The organism is Brevibacterium sanguinis, from assembly GCF_003315415.1.
Lineage (GTDB): Bacteria > Actinomycetota > Actinomycetes > Actinomycetales > Brevibacteriaceae > Brevibacterium > Brevibacterium celere_A.
In genome coordinates this window covers 139723-157070 of sequence record NZ_QNSB01000002.1, presented here as the reverse complement: position 1 = coordinate 157070, position 17348 = coordinate 139723, and the positions used below count along the sequence as shown (strand labels likewise).

General features: G+C 69.3%; 13 protein-coding genes. 5 read left to right on the top strand and 8 right to left on the bottom strand.

Going from position 1 to position 17348, the window contains the following annotated elements; genetic code table 11:
• Positions 1-29: 29 nt before the first annotated feature.
• The 3 genes from DFO65_RS03235 to DFO65_RS03225 form a co-directional block, all read right to left on the bottom strand.
• Entirely contained in the window at positions 30-980 is a 951-nt protein-coding gene (locus tag DFO65_RS03235; protein ID WP_113902993.1) for an ABC transporter permease, read from the bottom strand.
• Positions 980-2275 (bottom strand): quaternary amine ABC transporter ATP-binding protein, encoded by a 1296-nt coding sequence (locus DFO65_RS03230; protein ID WP_245940442.1) that lies wholly within the window; start codon positions 2273-2275, stop codon positions 980-982. The genes DFO65_RS03235 and DFO65_RS03230 overlap by 1 nt, the downstream gene beginning before the upstream one ends.
• Positions 2276-2595: 320 nt before the next feature.
• Positions 2596-3378 (bottom strand): alpha/beta fold hydrolase, encoded by a 783-nt coding sequence (locus DFO65_RS03225; protein ID WP_113902992.1) that lies wholly within the window; start codon positions 3376-3378, stop codon positions 2596-2598.
• Between the two features lie 187 nt (positions 3379-3565).
• Between DFO65_RS03225 and aroD the strand changes: the two genes are divergently transcribed.
• Positions 3566-4339, top strand: coding sequence for a type I 3-dehydroquinate dehydratase (gene aroD, locus DFO65_RS03220; protein WP_113902991.1), 774 nt, complete (start codon positions 3566-3568; stop codon positions 4337-4339).
• 58 nt (positions 4340-4397) lie between these two features.
• Here the strand turns inward: aroD and DFO65_RS03215 are convergent, their stop codons facing one another.
• Both DFO65_RS03215 and DFO65_RS03210 read right to left on the bottom strand, forming a co-directional pair.
• Positions 4398-6761 carry a (Fe-S)-binding protein gene (locus DFO65_RS03215; RefSeq protein WP_113903192.1) on the bottom strand — a complete coding sequence of 788 codons (2364 nt, stop codon included), beginning with the start codon at positions 6759-6761 and terminating at the stop codon, positions 4398-4400.
• A gap of 208 nt (positions 6762-6969) precedes the next feature.
• A complete protein-coding gene (locus DFO65_RS03210) occupies positions 6970-7269 on the bottom strand; it encodes a DUF4235 domain-containing protein (RefSeq protein WP_113902990.1) in 300 nt (99 codons plus the stop codon).
• A gap of 223 nt (positions 7270-7492) precedes the next feature.
• Between DFO65_RS03210 and DFO65_RS03205 the strand changes: the two genes are divergently transcribed.
• Positions 7493-7720, top strand: a complete 228-nt coding sequence (locus DFO65_RS03205) for a hypothetical protein (RefSeq protein ID WP_113902989.1) — start codon at positions 7493-7495, stop codon at positions 7718-7720.
• On the opposite strand, the gene DFO65_RS03200 is transcribed toward DFO65_RS03205, so the two are convergent.
• From DFO65_RS03200 to DFO65_RS03190, 3 genes are all read right to left on the bottom strand, one after another.
• On the bottom strand, positions 7704-8579 hold the full coding sequence (locus DFO65_RS03200) for an aminotransferase class IV (RefSeq protein ID WP_113902988.1): 876 nt from the start codon (positions 8577-8579) through the stop codon (positions 7704-7706). The two genes, DFO65_RS03205 and DFO65_RS03200, sit on opposite strands and share 17 nt — an antisense overlap.
• A gap of 41 nt (positions 8580-8620) precedes the next feature.
• A complete protein-coding gene (locus tag DFO65_RS03195) occupies positions 8621-9949 on the bottom strand; it encodes an MFS transporter (protein ID WP_113902987.1) in 1329 nt (442 codons plus the stop codon).
• A 140-nt stretch (positions 9950-10089) separates the two neighbouring features.
• Positions 10090-11244 (bottom strand): VIT1/CCC1 transporter family protein, encoded by a 1155-nt coding sequence (locus DFO65_RS03190; RefSeq protein ID WP_113902986.1) that lies wholly within the window; start codon positions 11242-11244, stop codon positions 10090-10092.
• 365 nt (positions 11245-11609) lie between these two features.
• Between DFO65_RS03190 and DFO65_RS03185 the strand changes: the two genes are divergently transcribed.
• The 3 genes from DFO65_RS03185 (at position 11610) to DFO65_RS03175 (ending at position 17343) form a co-directional block, all read left to right on the top strand.
• Complete coding sequence (locus tag DFO65_RS03185; RefSeq protein WP_113902985.1) at positions 11610-13631, top strand: M28 family peptidase; 2022 nt, start codon at positions 11610-11612, stop codon at positions 13629-13631.
• A 237-nt stretch (positions 13632-13868) separates the two neighbouring features.
• Positions 13869-14963 (top strand): heavy-metal-associated domain-containing protein, encoded by a 1095-nt coding sequence (locus tag DFO65_RS03180; RefSeq protein WP_181778599.1) that lies wholly within the window; start codon positions 13869-13871, stop codon positions 14961-14963.
• A 103-nt stretch (positions 14964-15066) separates the two neighbouring features.
• Positions 15067-17343 carry a heavy metal translocating P-type ATPase gene (locus tag DFO65_RS03175; RefSeq protein ID WP_245940470.1) on the top strand — a complete coding sequence of 759 codons (2277 nt, stop codon included), beginning with the start codon at positions 15067-15069 and terminating at the stop codon, positions 17341-17343.
• Positions 17344-17348: the final 5 nt, after the last annotated feature.

The following is a 17348-nucleotide window of genomic DNA, read 5'->3' as shown; positions in this document are numbered from 1 at the left end:
CCGAACACGTCGTCAGACCATGGTCGGTGTCATCCCTGCGCCGGGTGGGCCAGGGCGGCCGCCTTGGCCGCGTCGTCGGCCTCGGCCTTCGACCGAGCCTCGGCCTGGGCCGAGTTCCTCCGCTTGAGCTTGCCGAGCAGGGAGTTCGGATAGTCCTTCGCGGTACCCAGTGCGGCGGTCACCCGGTCGAGATAGACCGCGATGATGACGACGCCGAGTCCGGCCTCGACGCCGAGCGGCAGGTTCTGGGTCGCCACCGCCTCGACGACGTTCTTGCCGAGCCCGTCGGCACCGACGAAGCCGGCGATGACGGCCATCGCCAGGGCGAGCATGATCACCTGGTTGATCCCGGCCATGATGGTCGGGGTCGCCAGGGGCAGCTGCACCCCGCGGAGGATCTGGCCCGGAGTCGCCCCGAAGGCCTGGCCGGCCTCGACCGTCTCGGAGTCGACTCCGCGGATGCCCAGCTCGGTGAACCGCACCCCCGGGGGCAGGGCGAAGATCACGGTCGAGACGAGGCCGGGGACGACGCCAATGCTGAAGAACGTCACCGCGGGGATGAGGTAGACGAACGCGGGCATCGTCTGCATGAAGTCGAGGATGGGTCTGACGACCGCGGAGACGGTGTCGTTGCGGGCGGCGAGGATGCCCACGGGGATCGCGATGACGATGGCGATGAGCGCGGCGATGATGATGAGTGCCAGGGTCTGCATGGAGGCGACCCACTGGTCCATCGTCATGACGAAGAACATCGCGATGAGGGTGCCGACGGCCATCTGCCACGATCGCAGCACCCAGCCGATGAGGGCGAGCAGGATCATGATGACGAGGGGATGGAGGTCGACGAGCACCTCGGTGAGCGATTCGATGAGGAACCGGAAGAGGAATGTGAAGAAGTCGAAGAGCCAGTCGAGGTTCTCCTTGAACCAGTCGAAGACGACGTCGACCCACTCGCCGATCGGAATCCTGATGTTCTCCATCACACACCTTCCCTCGACGTCGCGGGTTCGGCCGCTGATCGGTCCTCGGATTCGGCGAGGACCTGGTCGATGACTCCGGTGTCGACCGGAACGTGACGGTCGTGGTGCTCCTCGTGCTCTCCCGAGTGCGTGCCCAGCGCCGCGAGCAGCGTGGCCCTGGGCACGACGCCGACCAGCTGTCCGCGGTCGTCGGTGACCGGAACCGGCAGGGGAGTCTCGGCCGACGGGAGGAAGAGATCGACGAGGAGATCATCGGGGGAGGCCGTCTGGGGGACGGGCCGGATGATGCCGTCGAGGGTGGTCGCGCCGCGGCGGATGTGATCGATGGATTCGCGGTCGAAGACCACGCCGAGGAACCTGCGGTCCCGGTCGGTGACGTAGACGGCCGAGGAATTGCTCTCGCGCATGCTGCGCAGGGCGACGCGGGGGCCGTTCTGATCGGTCACGACCTGACGCGGCTTCTCCATGACGTTCCGGGCGGTGAGCACACGGGCGCGATCGACGTCCTGGACGAACTGGGCGACGTAGTCGTTGGCGGGATCGGTGAGGATGTCTTCCGGGGTGCCGATCTGGACGATCCGGCCGTTGCGCATGACGGCGATGCGATCGCCGAGGAGCATCGCCTCGTTGAGGTCGTGGGTGATGAAGATGATCGTCTTCTTGAGGTCGCGCTGGAGCTCGATGAGCTGTTCCTGCATCTCCCGGCGGATGAGGGGGTCGAGGGCGGAGAAGGCCTCGTCCATGAGCAGGATGTCGGTCTCCGCGGCGAGTGCGCGGGCGAGCCCGACGCGCTGCTTCATGCCGCCGGAGAGCTGGCCGGGGAACTTGTCACCCCATCCCTCGAGGCCGACGATCTTGAGCCAGTGGTCGGCGCGTTCGGACCGTTCGGCGACGGGCACCCCTCGGATCTCCAGGGCGTAGGCGGCGTTGTCGCGCACCGTTCGATGCGGCAGCAGTGCGAAGTGCTGGAACACCATGGAGATGTGCTCATTGCGGACGCGGCGCAGGGTCGCCGGATCCGCGGTGGCGGTGTCGGTGCCGAGAACCTCGACGGATCCTTCCGAAGGCGTCCAGAGTCCGTTGATCGTCCGGATCAGCGTGGATTTCCCGGACCCCGACAGTCCCATGACGACGAAGATCTCACCGGCCTCGACCTCGAAGCCGGCGTCGATGACCGCGGCGGTCCCGAGCGTCGTCAGCTCGTCGCGGTCCGCGCCGTCCTTGAGCCGTCTGATGACCTCGTCCGGACGCTTGCCGAAGATCATGTAGACGTTCGACGCTTTGACTACGCTCACGCATTTCCTCCTTGAAATCGTGGCACTCTGCCGGGCAGGGCGGTGCACCGCCCTCGGTGCAGGAGGATCGACCGGGACGAGGACCGCTCGTGCGTCTCACCCGGCCGATTCGGTTGCCGGTGCGAGCTCCCGGACCCGTCGGCGGACGCGTCCGAGCCGATTCCCATCCCGCTCCGAGCAGAGAGGATGATCGCGGCTCGCTCTAGAAGTCTCGCATCGATCGCTCACTTCAGACGTCATCATGGGCCATCGTATGCATTTCGTTATAAACCCGTCCTGCCTGCGCGAATGCCACCCCGGTCGTCCTCCGGGAGGCGGGATCACCCGTTCGGGTCGGCAAGGAACCCGATGATCTCGGGGGTGACCTGATCGGCGAACTCCTCGAAGAACCCGTGGCGGCCGCCGGGGAGGATGACCAGGCGGGAATCGGGGATCCGCTCGTGCAGCAGCCGGGCGTTCCCGACCGGGTTCATGAGGTCGGCGTCGCCGTGGATGACGAGGGTCGGTGCGGTGATCGACGGCAGCCTGTCCCAGGCGTCGTGCTCGGCGCTGATGCGCAGATGGGCGGCGGACTCCGCGGAGCTCATCGAGGGATCGCCGAGCAGCGTGCTGTCCGTCGGCGTTCCCGGCCAGTCGGGGGTGTAGAAGAGCGAGTGCAGGTAGTCGAGGTACTCAGCGCCGCGCAGCGTCGCCAGGGCTCTGCCCACCTGGCGAGGACGCTTGATCGCATGGGAGCCGCCGGGGGTGGTGCAGCCGAGGACGAGGGCGTCGACGCGGTCGGGATGGTCGATCGCGATCATCTGGGCGATCCGCCCGCCCATGGACGTGCCGTAGACGGCGGCGCCGGGAATGCCGAGGAAGTCGAGGACGGCGACCGCGTCCGCGGCGAATCCGCTGCTCGAGGCATCGCCCATGGGCCCTCTGCTCCGTCCGGTCCCGCGATAGTCGAAGGTGATCGTGCGGATCTGCGGTTCGAACTCTCCCCGGGTGCGCTGCCACCACGTGTGCGAGTTCGACTGGCCCTGCAGGAGGAGCAGCGCGGGTGCCTCGGCGGGCCCGCTGACCTGCACGGCCAGCGGACATCCGTCCCACGCTCTCGTCATCAGATGATCCACCCCGCCCACTCTACTTCCCGACCGGTGACAGCGATGGCGGGAACTGCGATGAGCGGAGACTGCTACGGCGGGAGCAGCGACGGCCGAAACCGCGACGGCCGGGAGCGGGCGAATCCATGCAACAGGGCGCGGCCGAATCCGCGCGGTCAGGCGCGAGGGCGCATACGCTGGGAGGATGAAGCCCCTGCCATTCCTCAGCACGCCCCCGAACTGGTCGCCGGCGACGACGAACAGGCGTCGCCCGGCCGTCATCGTTCCGCTGCAGAGCACGACCGGTGCCGAGCTCGCCGCGTACTCCTCCCGCGCCGCCGCCACGGGACTCGTCGACGTCATCGAATGGCGCATCGACCCCCTGGGTCCCCGCTCCGAGGCGATACTCGAACTGGCGCCGCAGGTGCTCTCGGCCGGACTGCCCGTGCTCGTCACCCTGCGCACCGCGGGGGAAGGGGGCGCCGCCGAGGTCACCGACGAGGAGTACCGTGAGATCCTCTCGCGGACCGTCCCGGAGCTGTCCGGATCCGCTGACGTTCCCGTCGCCCTCGACGTCGAGATCGCTCGCCGAGGCGCGGACGAGCTCATCGCCCACGCACACGAGCACGGGGTCGCCGTCGTCGCCTCCCACCACAACTTCACCGCCACGGACTCTCCGGCCGACCTCGGCGCGACGTTCGACCGGATGGCGGCGGCGGGCGCCGATGTCGCGAAGATCGCGATGACGCCCGGATCCGCCCATGACGTCACGACGGTCCTCGAAGCCACCGCCGAGGCGGACGCGCGCCTGGACTGTTCCGTGCTCGGGATCTCGATGGGACAGCTGGGGCGCGCCACGCGCATCCTCGGAGCCGACTTCGGCAGCTGTGCGACCTTCGCGCAGCTCGGGCTCGCCTCGGCGCCGGGGCAGATCGACGTCGCCGAGCTCGCGGCCATCCTCGACAGCCTCTACGGCTGAGACGAATCGACGCGGCCACCTCGTCGAACGAGATGGCCGCGTCGGTGGCGGTCTCCGATCAGCTGGGGGTTTCGGCGGGTGCGACGGCGGTCGCTCCCGTCCCGCCCTGGCCGCGGCGGACCCCGGCCAGCAGCATCTGGGACACGTCGAGGACCTCGACGCCGTCGGAGGCGTTGCCCTCGGCCTGCTCCGAGGTCAGCCCGTCGGAGAGCATGACCCGGCAGAACGGGCAGCCGATCGCGATCTGCTCCGCACCGGTGGCCACGGCCTCCTTGGTGCGGTTGATGTTGATGCGCGAACCGATGGTCTCCTCCATCCACATGCGGGCACCGCCGGCGCCGCAGCAGAACGACCATTCCTTCGACCGCTCCATCTCCCGGTACTCGACTCCCGGCAGGGAGCCGATGAGCTCGCGCGGAGGGGTGTAGATGCCGTTGTGGCGGCCCAGGTAGCAGGGATCGTGGTAGGTCACGGGGGTCGCGACGGCTTCGCCGGCGGCCGGGGCCACCGGGGTCAGGCGCTTGTCGCGGACCAGCCGGTTGAGCAGCTGCGTGTGGTGGACGACCTCGAAGTTCCCGCCCAGCTGCGGGTACTCGTTGGCGATCGTGTTGAAGCAGTGCGCGCACGTGACGACGATCTTGCGCGCCTTCATCTCGTTGAGCACCTCGACGTTGGCCTGGGCGAGCATCTGGAACAGGAACTCGTTGCCCGCCCGGCGGGCCGGGTCTCCGGTGCACGACTCCCCGTCGCCGAGGACGGCGAAGTCGACGCCGGCGATGTGGAGGAGCTCGGCCACGGCCTGGGTGGTCTTCATCGCACGGTCCTCGAAGGCTCCCGCGCAGCCGACCCAGAACAGGTACTCGGTCTCTCCGAGGTCCTCGATGTCGGCTCCGACCTGCTTGACCTCGAAGTCGAGGTTCTTCGCCCACTCCATCCTCTTGCGCTGGGACATGCCCCACGGGTTCTGCTTGTTCTCGAGGTTCTTGAACAGTCCGGACAGCTCGCTCGGGAACGCCGACTCGATGAGCACCTGGTAGCGGCGCATGTCGACGAAGTGGTCGACGTGCTCGATGTCGACCGGGCACTGCTCGACGCAGGCGCCGCAGGTCGTGCACGACCACAGGGCGTCGGGGTCGATGACGCCGAGCTCGGTGAGCTCCTCGACGTCCTGGGCGCCGACGAGGGGACGCACCGCCTCGGTCTGCGCCGCCTCGGAGAGGGTGCCGAGGAGGTCGAGGTTCTCGTGCGGGTCCGAGATCGAGTTGTACTCGTCGAGGGCCTTCGCGTAGGCCTTCTTCTCCTTCTTGTCCGCGTCGGGGCCCGGTTCGGCCGGGGGAGTCGCCTCGGCCTGGGCCTGCTGGGCGGCCTGCATCCACGGGGCCTTGGCGTTGGCGTGGTTGCGGAGGTTCATGATCATCAGCTTGGGGCTGAGCGGCTTCTCCGTGTTCCAGGCCGGGCACTGGCTCTGGCAGCGACCGCACTCGGTGCACGTGCTGAAATCGAGGAGGCCCTTCCACGTGAAGTCCTCGATCTTGCCGGCGCCCATCGAGGCGTCCTCATCCATGTCCTCCATGTTCTCGAAGTCGATTGGTTCCCCCTTCGAGACCATGGGCTGCAGCGGACCGAGGCTCGTCCTCCCGTCGGCGTGGCGCTTGAACCAGATGTTGGGGAAGGCGAGGAATCGATGCCAGGCCACGCCCATCGTCGGGGTGATGCCCACGGTGACCATCCACGCGTAGGAGATGAGCAGCTTGATGAGCGCGACGACGACGATGAAGGCCTCGATGAAGCCCGTCGACGCCCCGGACAGCAGCTCGCCGATCCAGAAGAAGAACGGGAAGTGGAGGATCCCGTTGGTCAGCTCTCCCGTGCGCGATTGGAGCACGTACTCCGCGCCGCGCAGCAGCGCGATGCAGCCGGCCACGCCGAGGATGGTGAACTCGACGTAGTACGCCTCCCAGAACGTCGACCCGAAGAACCGCGAGTAGCGGCCCTTCTGCTTCGGCTTGTTGAGCTGCCGGACGACGATGAGGTAGATGATGCCGAGGAGGCCGAAGAAGGCGAAGAACTCGGTCACCCATTCGTAGGGGAAGAAGTGCCCGATGAGCGGGAGGACCGCATAGGGGTTGAACAGCTGCATCGTCGCCTGCGCGAGGGTGAGGACGAGGACGCCGAAGGACACCATCGTCACCCAGTGGGCGATCGCCACGATGGGGAGCCGGGCCATCCGGGTGTGCCCGAGGAATTCGCGCAGCAGGGTGACGGTGCGGGCCCAGGGCTCCCGCGTGCGCTCGCCCTCGAGCGTCGGCGCGCCCAGCTTGAAGTATCGGACGAAGCGGACGATCCGGTTGATGAAGAACGTCCAGCCGACGGCCGTGGCCGCCAGTCCGATGACCACAGCGACGAGCTGCAGGGCAAACATGTATTCCTCCGTCAGGGTCGTGGGTGACGCGGTGCCGGCGATGGCGCGCGTCGAATGCACAGACTGCGGTCAGTTTACTCTCGGCGCGACTCCGATCACATGCGATGACCGATCGTTCGCTCAACTTCGGCGACAGGGCGGCACCGACGCCGTCCCACGGTTCCCCCGGCCGGGAATTAGGTCAGGGACCTATGCCCTTACGCAGTCCTCAGGCGACGCCTTCGACCATCTGCTTGCGGTACTTCTTCGGCAGGGCCTCGTCGCCGAAGTTGTTGCGCACGGTGGTGGCGGCGAGGCGCTGGACGACGAGCTGCGCGACGGCCACTCCGACGCCGGAGACGATCGTCCAGGCGAGGGCCTCGGACATCGAGATCTCGTCATCGACCGGGTTGACCGGAGCGGGACGCTTGGTCGACTTCTCCCAGGCGAAGGTCAGCACCTTCCGGGCGGCGAAGGCGGCCGCGATCGGTGCTCCGACGCCGATGATCTGCCAAGCGAGCTTTCCCATGCTCGTGTCCTCTCTGTTGGGCCGGAAGTGCGCGCACATCCGGGTCCGATTGCCTACGTCACCACAGTAGCGCAGGGCGGTGACGTCGAGCGGTGGTCCTCGGCCGCCGGTGCGAGTCGACTTCATCCTTTCGAGGGATGTGCGGATCGACCGGTGCCGATAGGTTGGGATCGAGACGGCTGCCGGGGCCGTCGGGGCACTGGACGCCGGAGGCGAGGTCGGAATGCTCTACAGGTGGAAGGCCGCTGTGGTCGCGGGGCTGTTCGTGCTCGGCGCCGTGTGCTTCCTGCTCGGGCTGTTCCCCGCGCTGGCGGGCCTGTTCTGGACGCTGTGGCTGTCGGGCTGCGGCGCGTGCATCGCCGGTCTGATCCTCGCGGTGACGATCCCCTCCCGAGACGCGGGCCGCCGGACGCCGGAGGAGCGGGCCGACGCCCTCAGCCGGTGCCGATGATCTGCTGGAGCGCGCGGGTGAGTGCGTCGTCCCGGCTGATCGGGGCGCCGTCGAGCGAGGTCAGGGCGACTGCCGTGCGCATCGAGGACACGAACCAGGCACCGTCGGCGGTGCGGATGTCGTCGAGGCGGAGATCGGCGTAGTCGGCACCGAGCCCGAGCTCCCCGGCGTGATCGAAGATCAGCCGCTGCGTCGTCCCCCACAGGAGGCCGGCGGCGGGATCCGGGGTGAGGAGGCGGTCGCCTCGGCGGATGATGAGGTTCGACGTCGGTCCTTCGAGGACGATTCCGTCGTGGGAGACGAAGAGCGCCTCGTCGGCGCCGCGCTCGGCCGCATACCTGCCGGCGGCCTGGTTGATCGCATACGAGATGGTCTTGGCCCCGATGAGCAGCCACGGCGCCTTGCCGCCGAGGTACGCATCGTAGCCGCGGTCGAGGCTGATCGCGCTGATGCCCTCGGCGCGGGCACGCAGGACCGCCTCGCCGATGGGGACGCCGAAGGCCCAGCCGCGCGGGGAGTCGAGCCCCCGGGAGAAGGTGTAGCGGACACCGAACTCCCTGCTCTCCGGGTCTTGGGCGCGCACCTCGGCGATGACGGTGTCGAGGGCGCGATTCCACAGCGCCGGATCCGGATCGGGCAGATCGAGCGCCGAGGCGGAGTCCCGGAAACGGGCGAAGTGCCGGTCGCGGGCGACGACGACGGCGTCGCCGGAGGGCTCGTCGACCCGGACGAGCACGGTCTCGAAGATCCCGTCGCCGCGGTGGGCGGAGAGGTCGTCGACGGGGAGCTGGGCGGAGCCGAGGTCGGCGAGTTCGAGAGAGGAGGCGCTGGGGTCGATGAGGACGAGGGCGTCGGTCATGGGCACCAGTCTAGGACGTGGTCGGGGCCGGACCGGCCGGTTCAGCCGATGGTCGGGTCGATTCCGCGGGCGGCGATCCGCGCGCTCTCCGACCGCTGGATCGGACCGGACGCGAGGACCGCGACGAAGGAGATGAGCGCGAGCGCCATGAGGTACACGGCGATGGGCAGCCACGCGTTGTCGAACCGGCCGAGCATCCACGTCGCGAGCAGGGGCGCGGTCCCACCGGCGAGAGCGGCGCCGATCTGATAGCCGAGCGTGACCCCCGTGTAGCGGACGCGGGTCGTGAAGATCTCCGAGGTCAGGGTGCCCAGCGTCGCGGTGACCGGGGGCCAGAAGATGCCCAGCCCCAGGGTCACGGCGGCGTAGACCGCCCAGTTCATCCCGACGTCGAGGAGCATGAAGAAGGGGGCGGCGAACAGGGCGACGAGGATGGTGCCGCCGAGGTAGACGGGCTTGCGGCCGAGGCGGTCCGACAGCGCGCCCATCGCCATGATCATTAACGTGGAGACGAGGGCGGCGACGCTCACCGCGTTGAGGACGACCGACTGCTCGTAGTCGAGCACTCCGGTGGCGTAGCTGACGACGAAGGTCGCGAAGATGTAGAACGGGGCGGTCTCGACGACTTTGGCGCCGATGGCGACGAGCACCGAGCGCCAATGATCGCGCAGCGTGTCCTTGATGGGGAGCTTCGCGATCTGCCCGGTGTCCTTGGCCTCCTGGAACGCCGGAGTCTCATTGAGGCCCTTGCGGATCCACAGACCCACGACGACGAGGACGACCGAGGCGATGAACGGCAGTCGCCAGCCCCAGGATTCGAAGGCGGGCGCCGGCAGGGTGGACACGAGGGCGAACGCCAGGGTCGACAGGAGCATCCCGATCGTGATGCCGGTCTGCGGCACCGAGCCGAAGAAGCCGCGGCGGTGCTGCGGCGCGTACTCGTAGGCGAGCAGCAGCGCCCCTCCCCATTCGCCGCCGATCGCCATGCCCTGGACGATGCGGAGGACGATGAGGAGGGTCGGCGCGAGCAGCCCGACCTGGTCGTGGGTGGGCAGGAGGCCGATGGCCACCGTCGACCCGCCCATCAGCGACAGGGTGATGACGAGGGTCTTCTTCCGCCCGATGCGATCGCCGAGGTGGGAGAACAGGACTCCGCCGAAGGGCCGGATGAAGAAGGTCAGGGACAGCGACAGGTACGAGAGCATGAGCGAGACGAGGGGGTCGTCGCTGGGGAAGAACTGCTTGTCGAAGATGAACGCCGCCGCGGTGGCGTAGAGGAAGAAGTCGAACCACTCGATGGCGCTGCCTGACAGGCTGCCGATGAGCACCCGGCGATTGGTCGCCGGGGTGTTGACTGCGGTGGCGGGCATCGTCGCTCCTGTCGTGGATGGTCCGGGCCGGATGCCCGGGGAGGTGACAGGTCGAGAGTACAGGCCACTGCGTCGGTCGGTCTCGGCCGGTGCGCTCGCGGACAGCGGGCGTCGGCCTGTGCAGCTGCGGGTGCACCGCCTCAGCCGGTGCTCACGCCGAAGAGCAGGCCGAGGGCGTAGGTGATCGCGGCCGCGCCGAAGCCGACGGCGAGCTGCCGCAGCGCCCGGGGTCCGGGAGCGGTGCCCGAGAGCAGGCCGACCGTGCTCCCGGTGAAGAGCAGGGCGATGCCCACGAGCCCGGCCGAGAGGACGACCGCGGGGATCCCCGACATCCCGAAGATGTAGGGCAGGATCGGGATGAGGGCGCCGGAGGAGAAGAAGCAGAAGCTCGACAGGGCCGCGCCGAGTCCGGTGCCGAGCTCGTCGCGGTCGACACCGACGTCGAGGACGGGCAGGGTGGGGGCGTGCTGGTTCTTCGCCGCCGCGATGATCCGGTGGGCGTGGGCCGCGGCCTCCGCGGGATCCTCGCCGCGGGCGCGGAAGACGAGGGCGAGCTCGTTCGCGTCGATGTTGAGGTCGGCGACGGCGTGGCGGGATTCGGGGTCCGGCGTCGACGCGTCGAGGAGCTCGCGCTGTGAGCGCACCGAGATGTACTCCCCGGCGCCCATCGACAGGGCTCCGGCGAGCAGCCCGGAGATCCCGGTGAGGAGGATGACCGAGTTCGAGACGCCGGCGGCGCCGACGCCGAGGACGAGGGCGAGGTTCGACACGAGACCGTCGTTGGCGCCGAACACGGCGGCGCGGAAGTTGCCCGACAGACGGGCGCGGGAGCGGGCGGCCAGGGCCCGGACCACCTCGGCGTGGATCCGCTCGTCGGCGGCCATCTCCGCCGACGCCGCGTCGTCGTCCTGATAGGGCGAGCTCGTCTCCGACTGCTGGGCCAGGGCGAGGATGAAGACGGAGCCGAAGAGCCGACCGAGGAAGGCGAGGCCGAGGGTGACGAGGTCGGGAGCACGCTTCTTCCCAGCCTGGTCGCCGAGGAGGTCGATCCAGTGCTGCTGGTGCCGGGACTCGGCGGCGGCGAGTTCGAGGAGGATCTCCCGGTCCTCACCGGTGCGCCGCCGGGCGAGGTCACGGTAGACGCGCTCCTCGAGGCGCTCGTTGGCGAGGTAGCGCTGCCACCGTCGGATCGTCCGGGAGTCCGGCGTAGGCCCCGTGCCCGGATCGTGGGACGCGGCGGGGCCCGGCGAGCCGCGGCCGGCGTCGAGGAAGCGCTGGGGATCGTTGTTCGTCATTGGAGGAAGACTACTGACAACCCGCTCTCAATTCAACACTTGCGCAATCGCGTAACTGTTGTTCGTTATTGTTTCGTGACCTACCGGGCGGTCAGGATGGGCTAGATTGAGACACATTGTGAGTTCTGTCACCGTTTCGTAACAGTAGTATGTGATTCGTTATATGCGAGGGCATACGCGGGGCGGGCGGGACCGCGCTTCCCCTTTGAGCACGGAGTGAGCCACCGGCCGTCGGCAGCTGTTCGCCGCCCACGGGATCCGGGGCCTTCGCTCTGCGGTCGAAGGCGCAGTCGATCGATCAAGGTCGCTTGAGCGCTGCGGACGAGGCACGGCCCCAGTGGCAGACATGTTGGGAAAGGAACCACATGAAGTTGCGCACCAGAGCATGGCTGGCGGTCACCGCCTCGGCGGGATTGGTCCTCAGCGGCGTGTCCCCGGCGATGGCCGCCGGGACCTCGGCCCCGACCGACCCCGGGCCGACCGAGCACACGGACATGGGCGTCACCGGCGACGATGTCATGAAGCACCTGCAGGCGATCTCCGACATCTCGACGAAGCACGCCGACGACGGCTTCCGCTCGCTCGGCTCACCGGGCTACGAGGAGTCCGTGGAGTACGTCGAGAAGACCCTCGAGGCGACCGGGGCGTTCGACGTCGAGCGCCAGGAGTTCGAGGTCGAGAACCACACCGTCGACAGCTTCTCCGCCACGGTCGACGATGAGGAGCTCAAGGCGACGGTCGCCACCTTCTCCGAAGGGGCCGACCTCACCGATGCCTCGCTGCGGCTGCTCAACGACGACGACTACAGCGACCTCCAGGGCAGCCAGCTGGGCTGCGAGGCAGCCGACTACCCCGACGACATCGGCGGATCCGTGGCGCTCGTCACCCGCGGCAGCTGCACCTTCGCCGAGAAGGCCATCGCCGCGGGCGAAGCGGGCGCGGCGGCGATCATCCTCGCCAACAACGACGCCAACGCCCCCGATGAGGACCTCAACCCCACGCTCGGCGGCCGTGCTCAGGGCAGTGCACCGACGATCGCGGTGTCCTACAACAAGGGCCAGGAGCTCGCCGACAAGGTCATCGCCGCCGGCGACGATCCCGCCGCCCTGCCTGTGGTCGACATCGCCCTCGAGGTGACGTTCTCCATCGACACGACGTGGAACGTCATCGCCGAGACCAAGGCCGGCGACCATGACAACGTCCAGATGTTCGGGGCCCACCTCGACGGTGTGCCCGAAGGTCCCGGTGTCAACGACAACGGCTCCGGCTCCGCGGCCCTGCTCGCCAGCGCCGAGGCGCTCGCCGAGCAGCCGACCGAGGTCGACAACGCCATCCGCTTCGGCTGGTGGGGTGCCGAGGAGGTCGGGCTCGTCGGTTCGACCGAGTACGTCGCCTCCCTCAGCGAGGCCGAGGTGAAGAAGATCAAGGCCTACCTCAACTTCGACATGATCGGCTCCGACAACTACGTCGTCGGCACCCTCGACTCCAACGGCAGCGATGTGCCCATCCCCGGCGACGTCACGGTCCCCGAGGGGTCGGCCGAGCTCGAGAAGATCTACACCGACTACTTCGACGGCATCGACCAGAAGCACATCGGCACCGACTTCTCCGGACGCTCCGACTACAAGGCGTTCATGGACGCGGGCATCCCCGCCAGCGGCCTGTTCTCCGGCGCGGACGGCGTCAAGACCGAGCAGGAGGCCGAGTGGTTCGGCGGCACGGTCGGCCAGCCCCACGACACGAACTACCACAAGCCGACCGACACGATCGAGAACGTCAGCGAGGAGTCCGTCGGGATCTTCGCCCCGGCGATCGCTTATTCGGTGCACACTCTGGCGTACGAGCTCAGGGACGAGCCGACCGACCCTCCGACCGATCCGACCGACCCTCCGACCGACGACCCGACGGATGATCCGACGCCGACCGACGATCCGACCGAGGATCCCGCGGCACGGGACCTGAGCATCGAGCCGCGGACGATCGACGAGAAGGACTTCGTCTCCGACGAGGGCGTTCGGGTGACGGCGGCCGGCTGCACCGCCGACACGACCGCGACCATGACGGTCGAGCCCCGCAACGGCAGGATCGAGAAGTTCGAGCAGTCCGCCGAGGTGGGCGCCGACGGGGTCGTCACGTTCGCCGTCCGCGGACTCGACAGGTCCAAGGCCGCCGACTACATCGGCGCCTACGACGTCACCGTCGACTGCGAGGGCGGGGACCCGCTCACCGGCTCGTTCGAGGTCGTCAGCTCCAAGGGCGACGGTCCCGGGGCCGGCGGCGACCTGCCGCGGACCGGCAACGAGGCGCTGCCCCTGGTGATCTCGGCCGGAGCGCTCATCGTGCTCGGCGTGCTCATGACCATGGGCGCCCGGCGCCGCAGGAGCTGAGCCGGGCACGCGGTTGAGTTCTGGCTGCCTGAGCAGTCAGGACTCGACCGCGGCGAGGCCTCCCTCTCATCGGAGCGATCCGAGGAGAGGGAGGCCTCTTCTTGTGCCCGCCGAGATCGGTGAGCGTCCCGGTCTCCCGCGATTGACTCCTACCCCCTAGGGGTATATGGTGCAGTCAGGACCCAAGGGGGTCCGGGATCACAGGCCCACGTGGGCAACAGGCAGGGAGGGTTCGGAATGCAGGCGAGCACGATCGGACGACTCATCGGCGCTCTCGCGGTGCTCGCGCTCGTGCTCGTGGCCGCCTTCGGGCTCGGCCGAGCACTCGGCCCGGTCGGCCCGACCGCCGCGGATCCCGCTGCGGGGGACCAGCCGATGGGAGAGGGCGACGAGAGCGCTGAGGCAGGCGGCCATGGCGCCGCGACGGACGCCGGTCATGATTCCGCGACGGAAGACCCCGGGGCAGCGGACGAAGCGACCTTCTCGGCGGGGCTCTCCCTCGATTCGGGCGGCTACCGCCTCGGCGAGCTGTCGGCACCGACGAAACCCGAGGACAGGGGGGAGATCGCGTTCACGGTGCTCGACGAGAACGACCGGGCGGTGACCGACTTCGACGTCTCCCACGAACAGGAGCTCCATCTCATCGTCGTCCGCGCCGATGGCTCCCATTTCCACCACGTCCACCCCGAACGCGACGAGAGCGGCCGGTGGACCCTGCCGTGGTCCTGGGACGCGGCGGGCACCTACCGGATCTATGCCGACATCGTCCCCTCCGCCACCGGCGAGCCGCTCACTCTGTCCTCGACCGTCCAGGTCGCCGGCGACTACCGACCCGAGAGCGTCGGGGACACGGTGACCTCGGTCGAGGTCGACGGCTTCGAAGTGAGCCTCGACGGTGAGCTGACGGCCGGAGAGAGCTCACCGGTGACGATCGCCGTGCGCCGCGACGGCAAGCCCGTGACCGACCTCGAGCCGCACATGGGCGCCTTCGGGCACCTCACGGGACTGCGCCACGGGGACCTCGCCTACCTCCACGTCCACCCGCACGGGAAGGAGCCGGGTCCGGGCGACACCGGCGGTCCATCCATCGACTTCGAGATCACCGCCCCGACCGACGGCCGCTACCTCCTCTACCTCGACTTCAAGGTCGACGGGCAGGTGCACACCGCAGGCTTCGTCGTCGACGCGGGCACAGCACACATCGACGACCCGGCCGAGAGCGCAGACGGCGCAGCGACCGGCGACGGCGAACAGCCCGGAGGGGACCGGAACGCGCCCGCTGACGCCGACGGACACGAGCACGAAGGAGACGCCCATGGCCACGGCGAATGAGGGGACAGCCACGACCGGAACCAGCACCGACACCAGCACAGGCACCGGCACCAGCACAGGGGGCGATCGCGGCGACTCCAGCGTCGAGCTGCTCATCAGCGGCATGACCTGCGCGTCGTGCGCGAACCGCATCGAGCGCAAGCTCAACAAGCTCGACGGGGTCACCGCCACGGTCAACTATGCGACCGAGAAGGCCAAGGTCAGCATCGCGACCGGCATCGATGAGGCCACCCTCGTCGAGGCGGTCGAGCAGGCCGGATACAGTGCGAAGCTGCCCCAACCGCCGGCGTCCGCGCCCTCGGCCGCCGCCGGATCCGACACCGCCGGGCCGACCGAGGAGGACGGCTCGGTCCGTGCCCTGCGCACCCGGGTGATCATCTCCGCGGTGCTCACCGTGCCGGTCATCGCGATGGCGATGATCCCGGCGCTCCAGTTCGACTACTGGGGATTCGCCTCGCTGACGCTGGCCGCACCGGTCATCGTCTGGGCGGGACTGCCGTTCCACCGGGCGGCGTGGCAGAACCTCAGGCACGCCACCGCCACGATGGACACGCTCATCTCGATGGGGACGGGCGCCGCCCTCCTGTGGTCCCTCTACGCCCTGTTCCTCGGCACCGCGGGGGACCGGGGGATGACCCACCCGTTCTCCCTGACCATCGACCCGAGCCGCGCGGACGGCGCGAGCAGCATCTACCTCGAGGTCGGAGCGGGAGTCATCACCTTCATCCTGCTCGGTCGCTACTTCGAGGCCCGAGCCAAGCGCCGTTCGGGCGCGGCGCTGCGTGCCCTGCTCGAACTCGGGGCCAAGGAGGTCTCGGTCCTCCGCGACGGTCGCGAGGAGCGGGTCGGCATCGACGAGCTCGGTGTCGGCGACCGCTTCGTCGTCAGGCCGGGGGAGAAGATCGCCACCGACGGGACGATCGTCGAGGGCACCTCCGCGGTCGACGCCTCGATGGTCACGGGCGAATCGGTGCCCGTCGAGGTCGGCCCCGGCGACGGTGTCGTCGGCGCCACCGTCAACGCGGGCGGCCGCCTCGTCGTCGAGGCGACGCGGGTGGGCGCGGACACGCAACTGGCGCAGATGGCGCGGATGGTCGAGGACGCGCAGACCGGCAAGGCCGGGGCCCAGCGGCTCGCCGACCGCATCTCCGGGGTCTTCGTCCCCATCGTCATCGCGCTCGCGGTCGCGACCTTCGGATTCTGGGCCGGCACGGGCGCGGGGCTGACGCCCGCTTTCACCGCCGCGGTCGCCGTGCTCATCGTCGCCTGCCCGTGCGCACTGGGCCTCGCGACACCGACGGCGCTCATGGTCGGCACGGGCCGCGGAGCGCAGATGGGCATCCTCATCAAGGGACCCGAGGTGCTCGAGACGACCCGCCGCATCGACACGATCGTCCTCGACAAGACGGGAACCGTGACCACCGGGCGGATGACCCTCCTCGACGTCGTCGCCGCCGAGGGCGAGGACCCCGACGAGGTGCTGCGGATGGCCGGGGCGCTCGAGGACTCCTCCGAGCACCCCATCGCCCAGGCGATCGCCGCGAGCGCGCGCGAGAGGCTCGGCGATCTGGCGGCAGTCGAGGACTTCGCCAACGTCGCAGGGCTCGGTGTTCAAGGCCTCGTCGACGGCAGCGGTGAGCACCGGGCCGTCCTCGTCGGACGCCCGACGCTGCTCGCCGAGCGCGGGCAGCCGCTGCCGCCCGCGCTCGGCGAGGCGATGGATGCCGCCGCCGGCCTGGGCCGCACCGCCGTCGCCGTCGGATGGGACGGCAGGGCGCGCGGAGTGCTCGTCGTCGCGGATGCGATCAAGCCCACCTCGGCGCAGGCGATCACGCAGCTGCGGGAGCTGGGACTGACCCCGATGCTGCTCACCGGTGACAGCGCAGCCGTCGCCGAGGCGGTCGCCGCGGAGGTCGGCATCGACCCCGGCCATGTCATCGCCGAGGTCATGCCCGCCGACAAGGTCGAGCGGATCAGGAGTCTGCAGGCCGAGGGCAGGCGGGTCGCCATGGTCGGCGACGGGGTCAACGACGCCGCGGCACTCGCCCAGGCCGACCTCGGCCTGTCGATGGGCACCGGCACCGATGTCGCGATCGAGGCCTCGGACCTCACCCTCGTCCGCGGCGACCTGCGCGCCGCGGTCGACGCGATCCGCCTCTCCCGGCGCACCCTCGGCACGATCAAGGGCAACCTGTTCTGGGCCTTCGCCTACAACACCGCGCTGATCCCCGTCGCGGCCGCCGGACTGCTCAACCCGATGCTCGCCGGAGCGGCGATGGCGTTCTCCTCCGTCTTCGTCGTCTCCAACAGCCTGCGCCTGCGGACCTTCCGAGCGCACGCGAGCGCGGCCGGCCCGGACGGTGCGACGGCCGCGAGGTGAGCGAC

Excerpts from the sequence above, each read along its gene's own strand:
- DFO65_RS03235 (WP_113902993.1), bottom strand. The coding sequence starts at position 980 with ATGGAGAACATCAGGATTCCGATCGGCGAGTGGGTCGACGTCGTCTTC.
- DFO65_RS03225 (WP_113902992.1), bottom strand. The coding sequence starts at position 3,378 with ATGACGAGAGCGTGGGACGGATGTCCGCTGGCCGTGCAGGTCAGCGGG.
- aroD (WP_113902991.1), top strand. The coding sequence starts at position 3,566 with ATGAAGCCCCTGCCATTCCTCAGCACGCCCCCGAACTGGTCGCCGGCG.
- DFO65_RS03215 (WP_113903192.1), bottom strand. The coding sequence starts at position 6,761 with ATGTTTGCCCTGCAGCTCGTCGCTGTGGTCATCGGACTGGCGGCCACG.
- DFO65_RS03210 (WP_113902990.1), bottom strand. The coding sequence starts at position 7,269 with ATGGGAAAGCTCGCTTGGCAGATCATCGGCGTCGGAGCACCGATCGCG.
- DFO65_RS03205 (WP_113902989.1), top strand. The coding sequence starts at position 7,493 with ATGCTCTACAGGTGGAAGGCCGCTGTGGTCGCGGGGCTGTTCGTGCTC.
- DFO65_RS03200 (WP_113902988.1), bottom strand. The coding sequence starts at position 8,579 with ATGACCGACGCCCTCGTCCTCATCGACCCCAGCGCCTCCTCTCTCGAA.
- DFO65_RS03195 (WP_113902987.1), bottom strand. The coding sequence starts at position 9,949 with ATGCCCGCCACCGCAGTCAACACCCCGGCGACCAATCGCCGGGTGCTC.
- DFO65_RS03190 (WP_113902986.1), bottom strand. The coding sequence starts at position 11,244 with ATGACGAACAACGATCCCCAGCGCTTCCTCGACGCCGGCCGCGGCTCG.
- DFO65_RS03185 (WP_113902985.1), top strand. The coding sequence starts at position 11,610 with ATGAAGTTGCGCACCAGAGCATGGCTGGCGGTCACCGCCTCGGCGGGA.
- DFO65_RS03180 (WP_181778599.1), top strand. The coding sequence starts at position 13,869 with ATGCAGGCGAGCACGATCGGACGACTCATCGGCGCTCTCGCGGTGCTC.
- DFO65_RS03175 (WP_245940470.1), top strand. The coding sequence starts at position 15,067 with ATGACCTGCGCGTCGTGCGCGAACCGCATCGAGCGCAAGCTCAACAAG.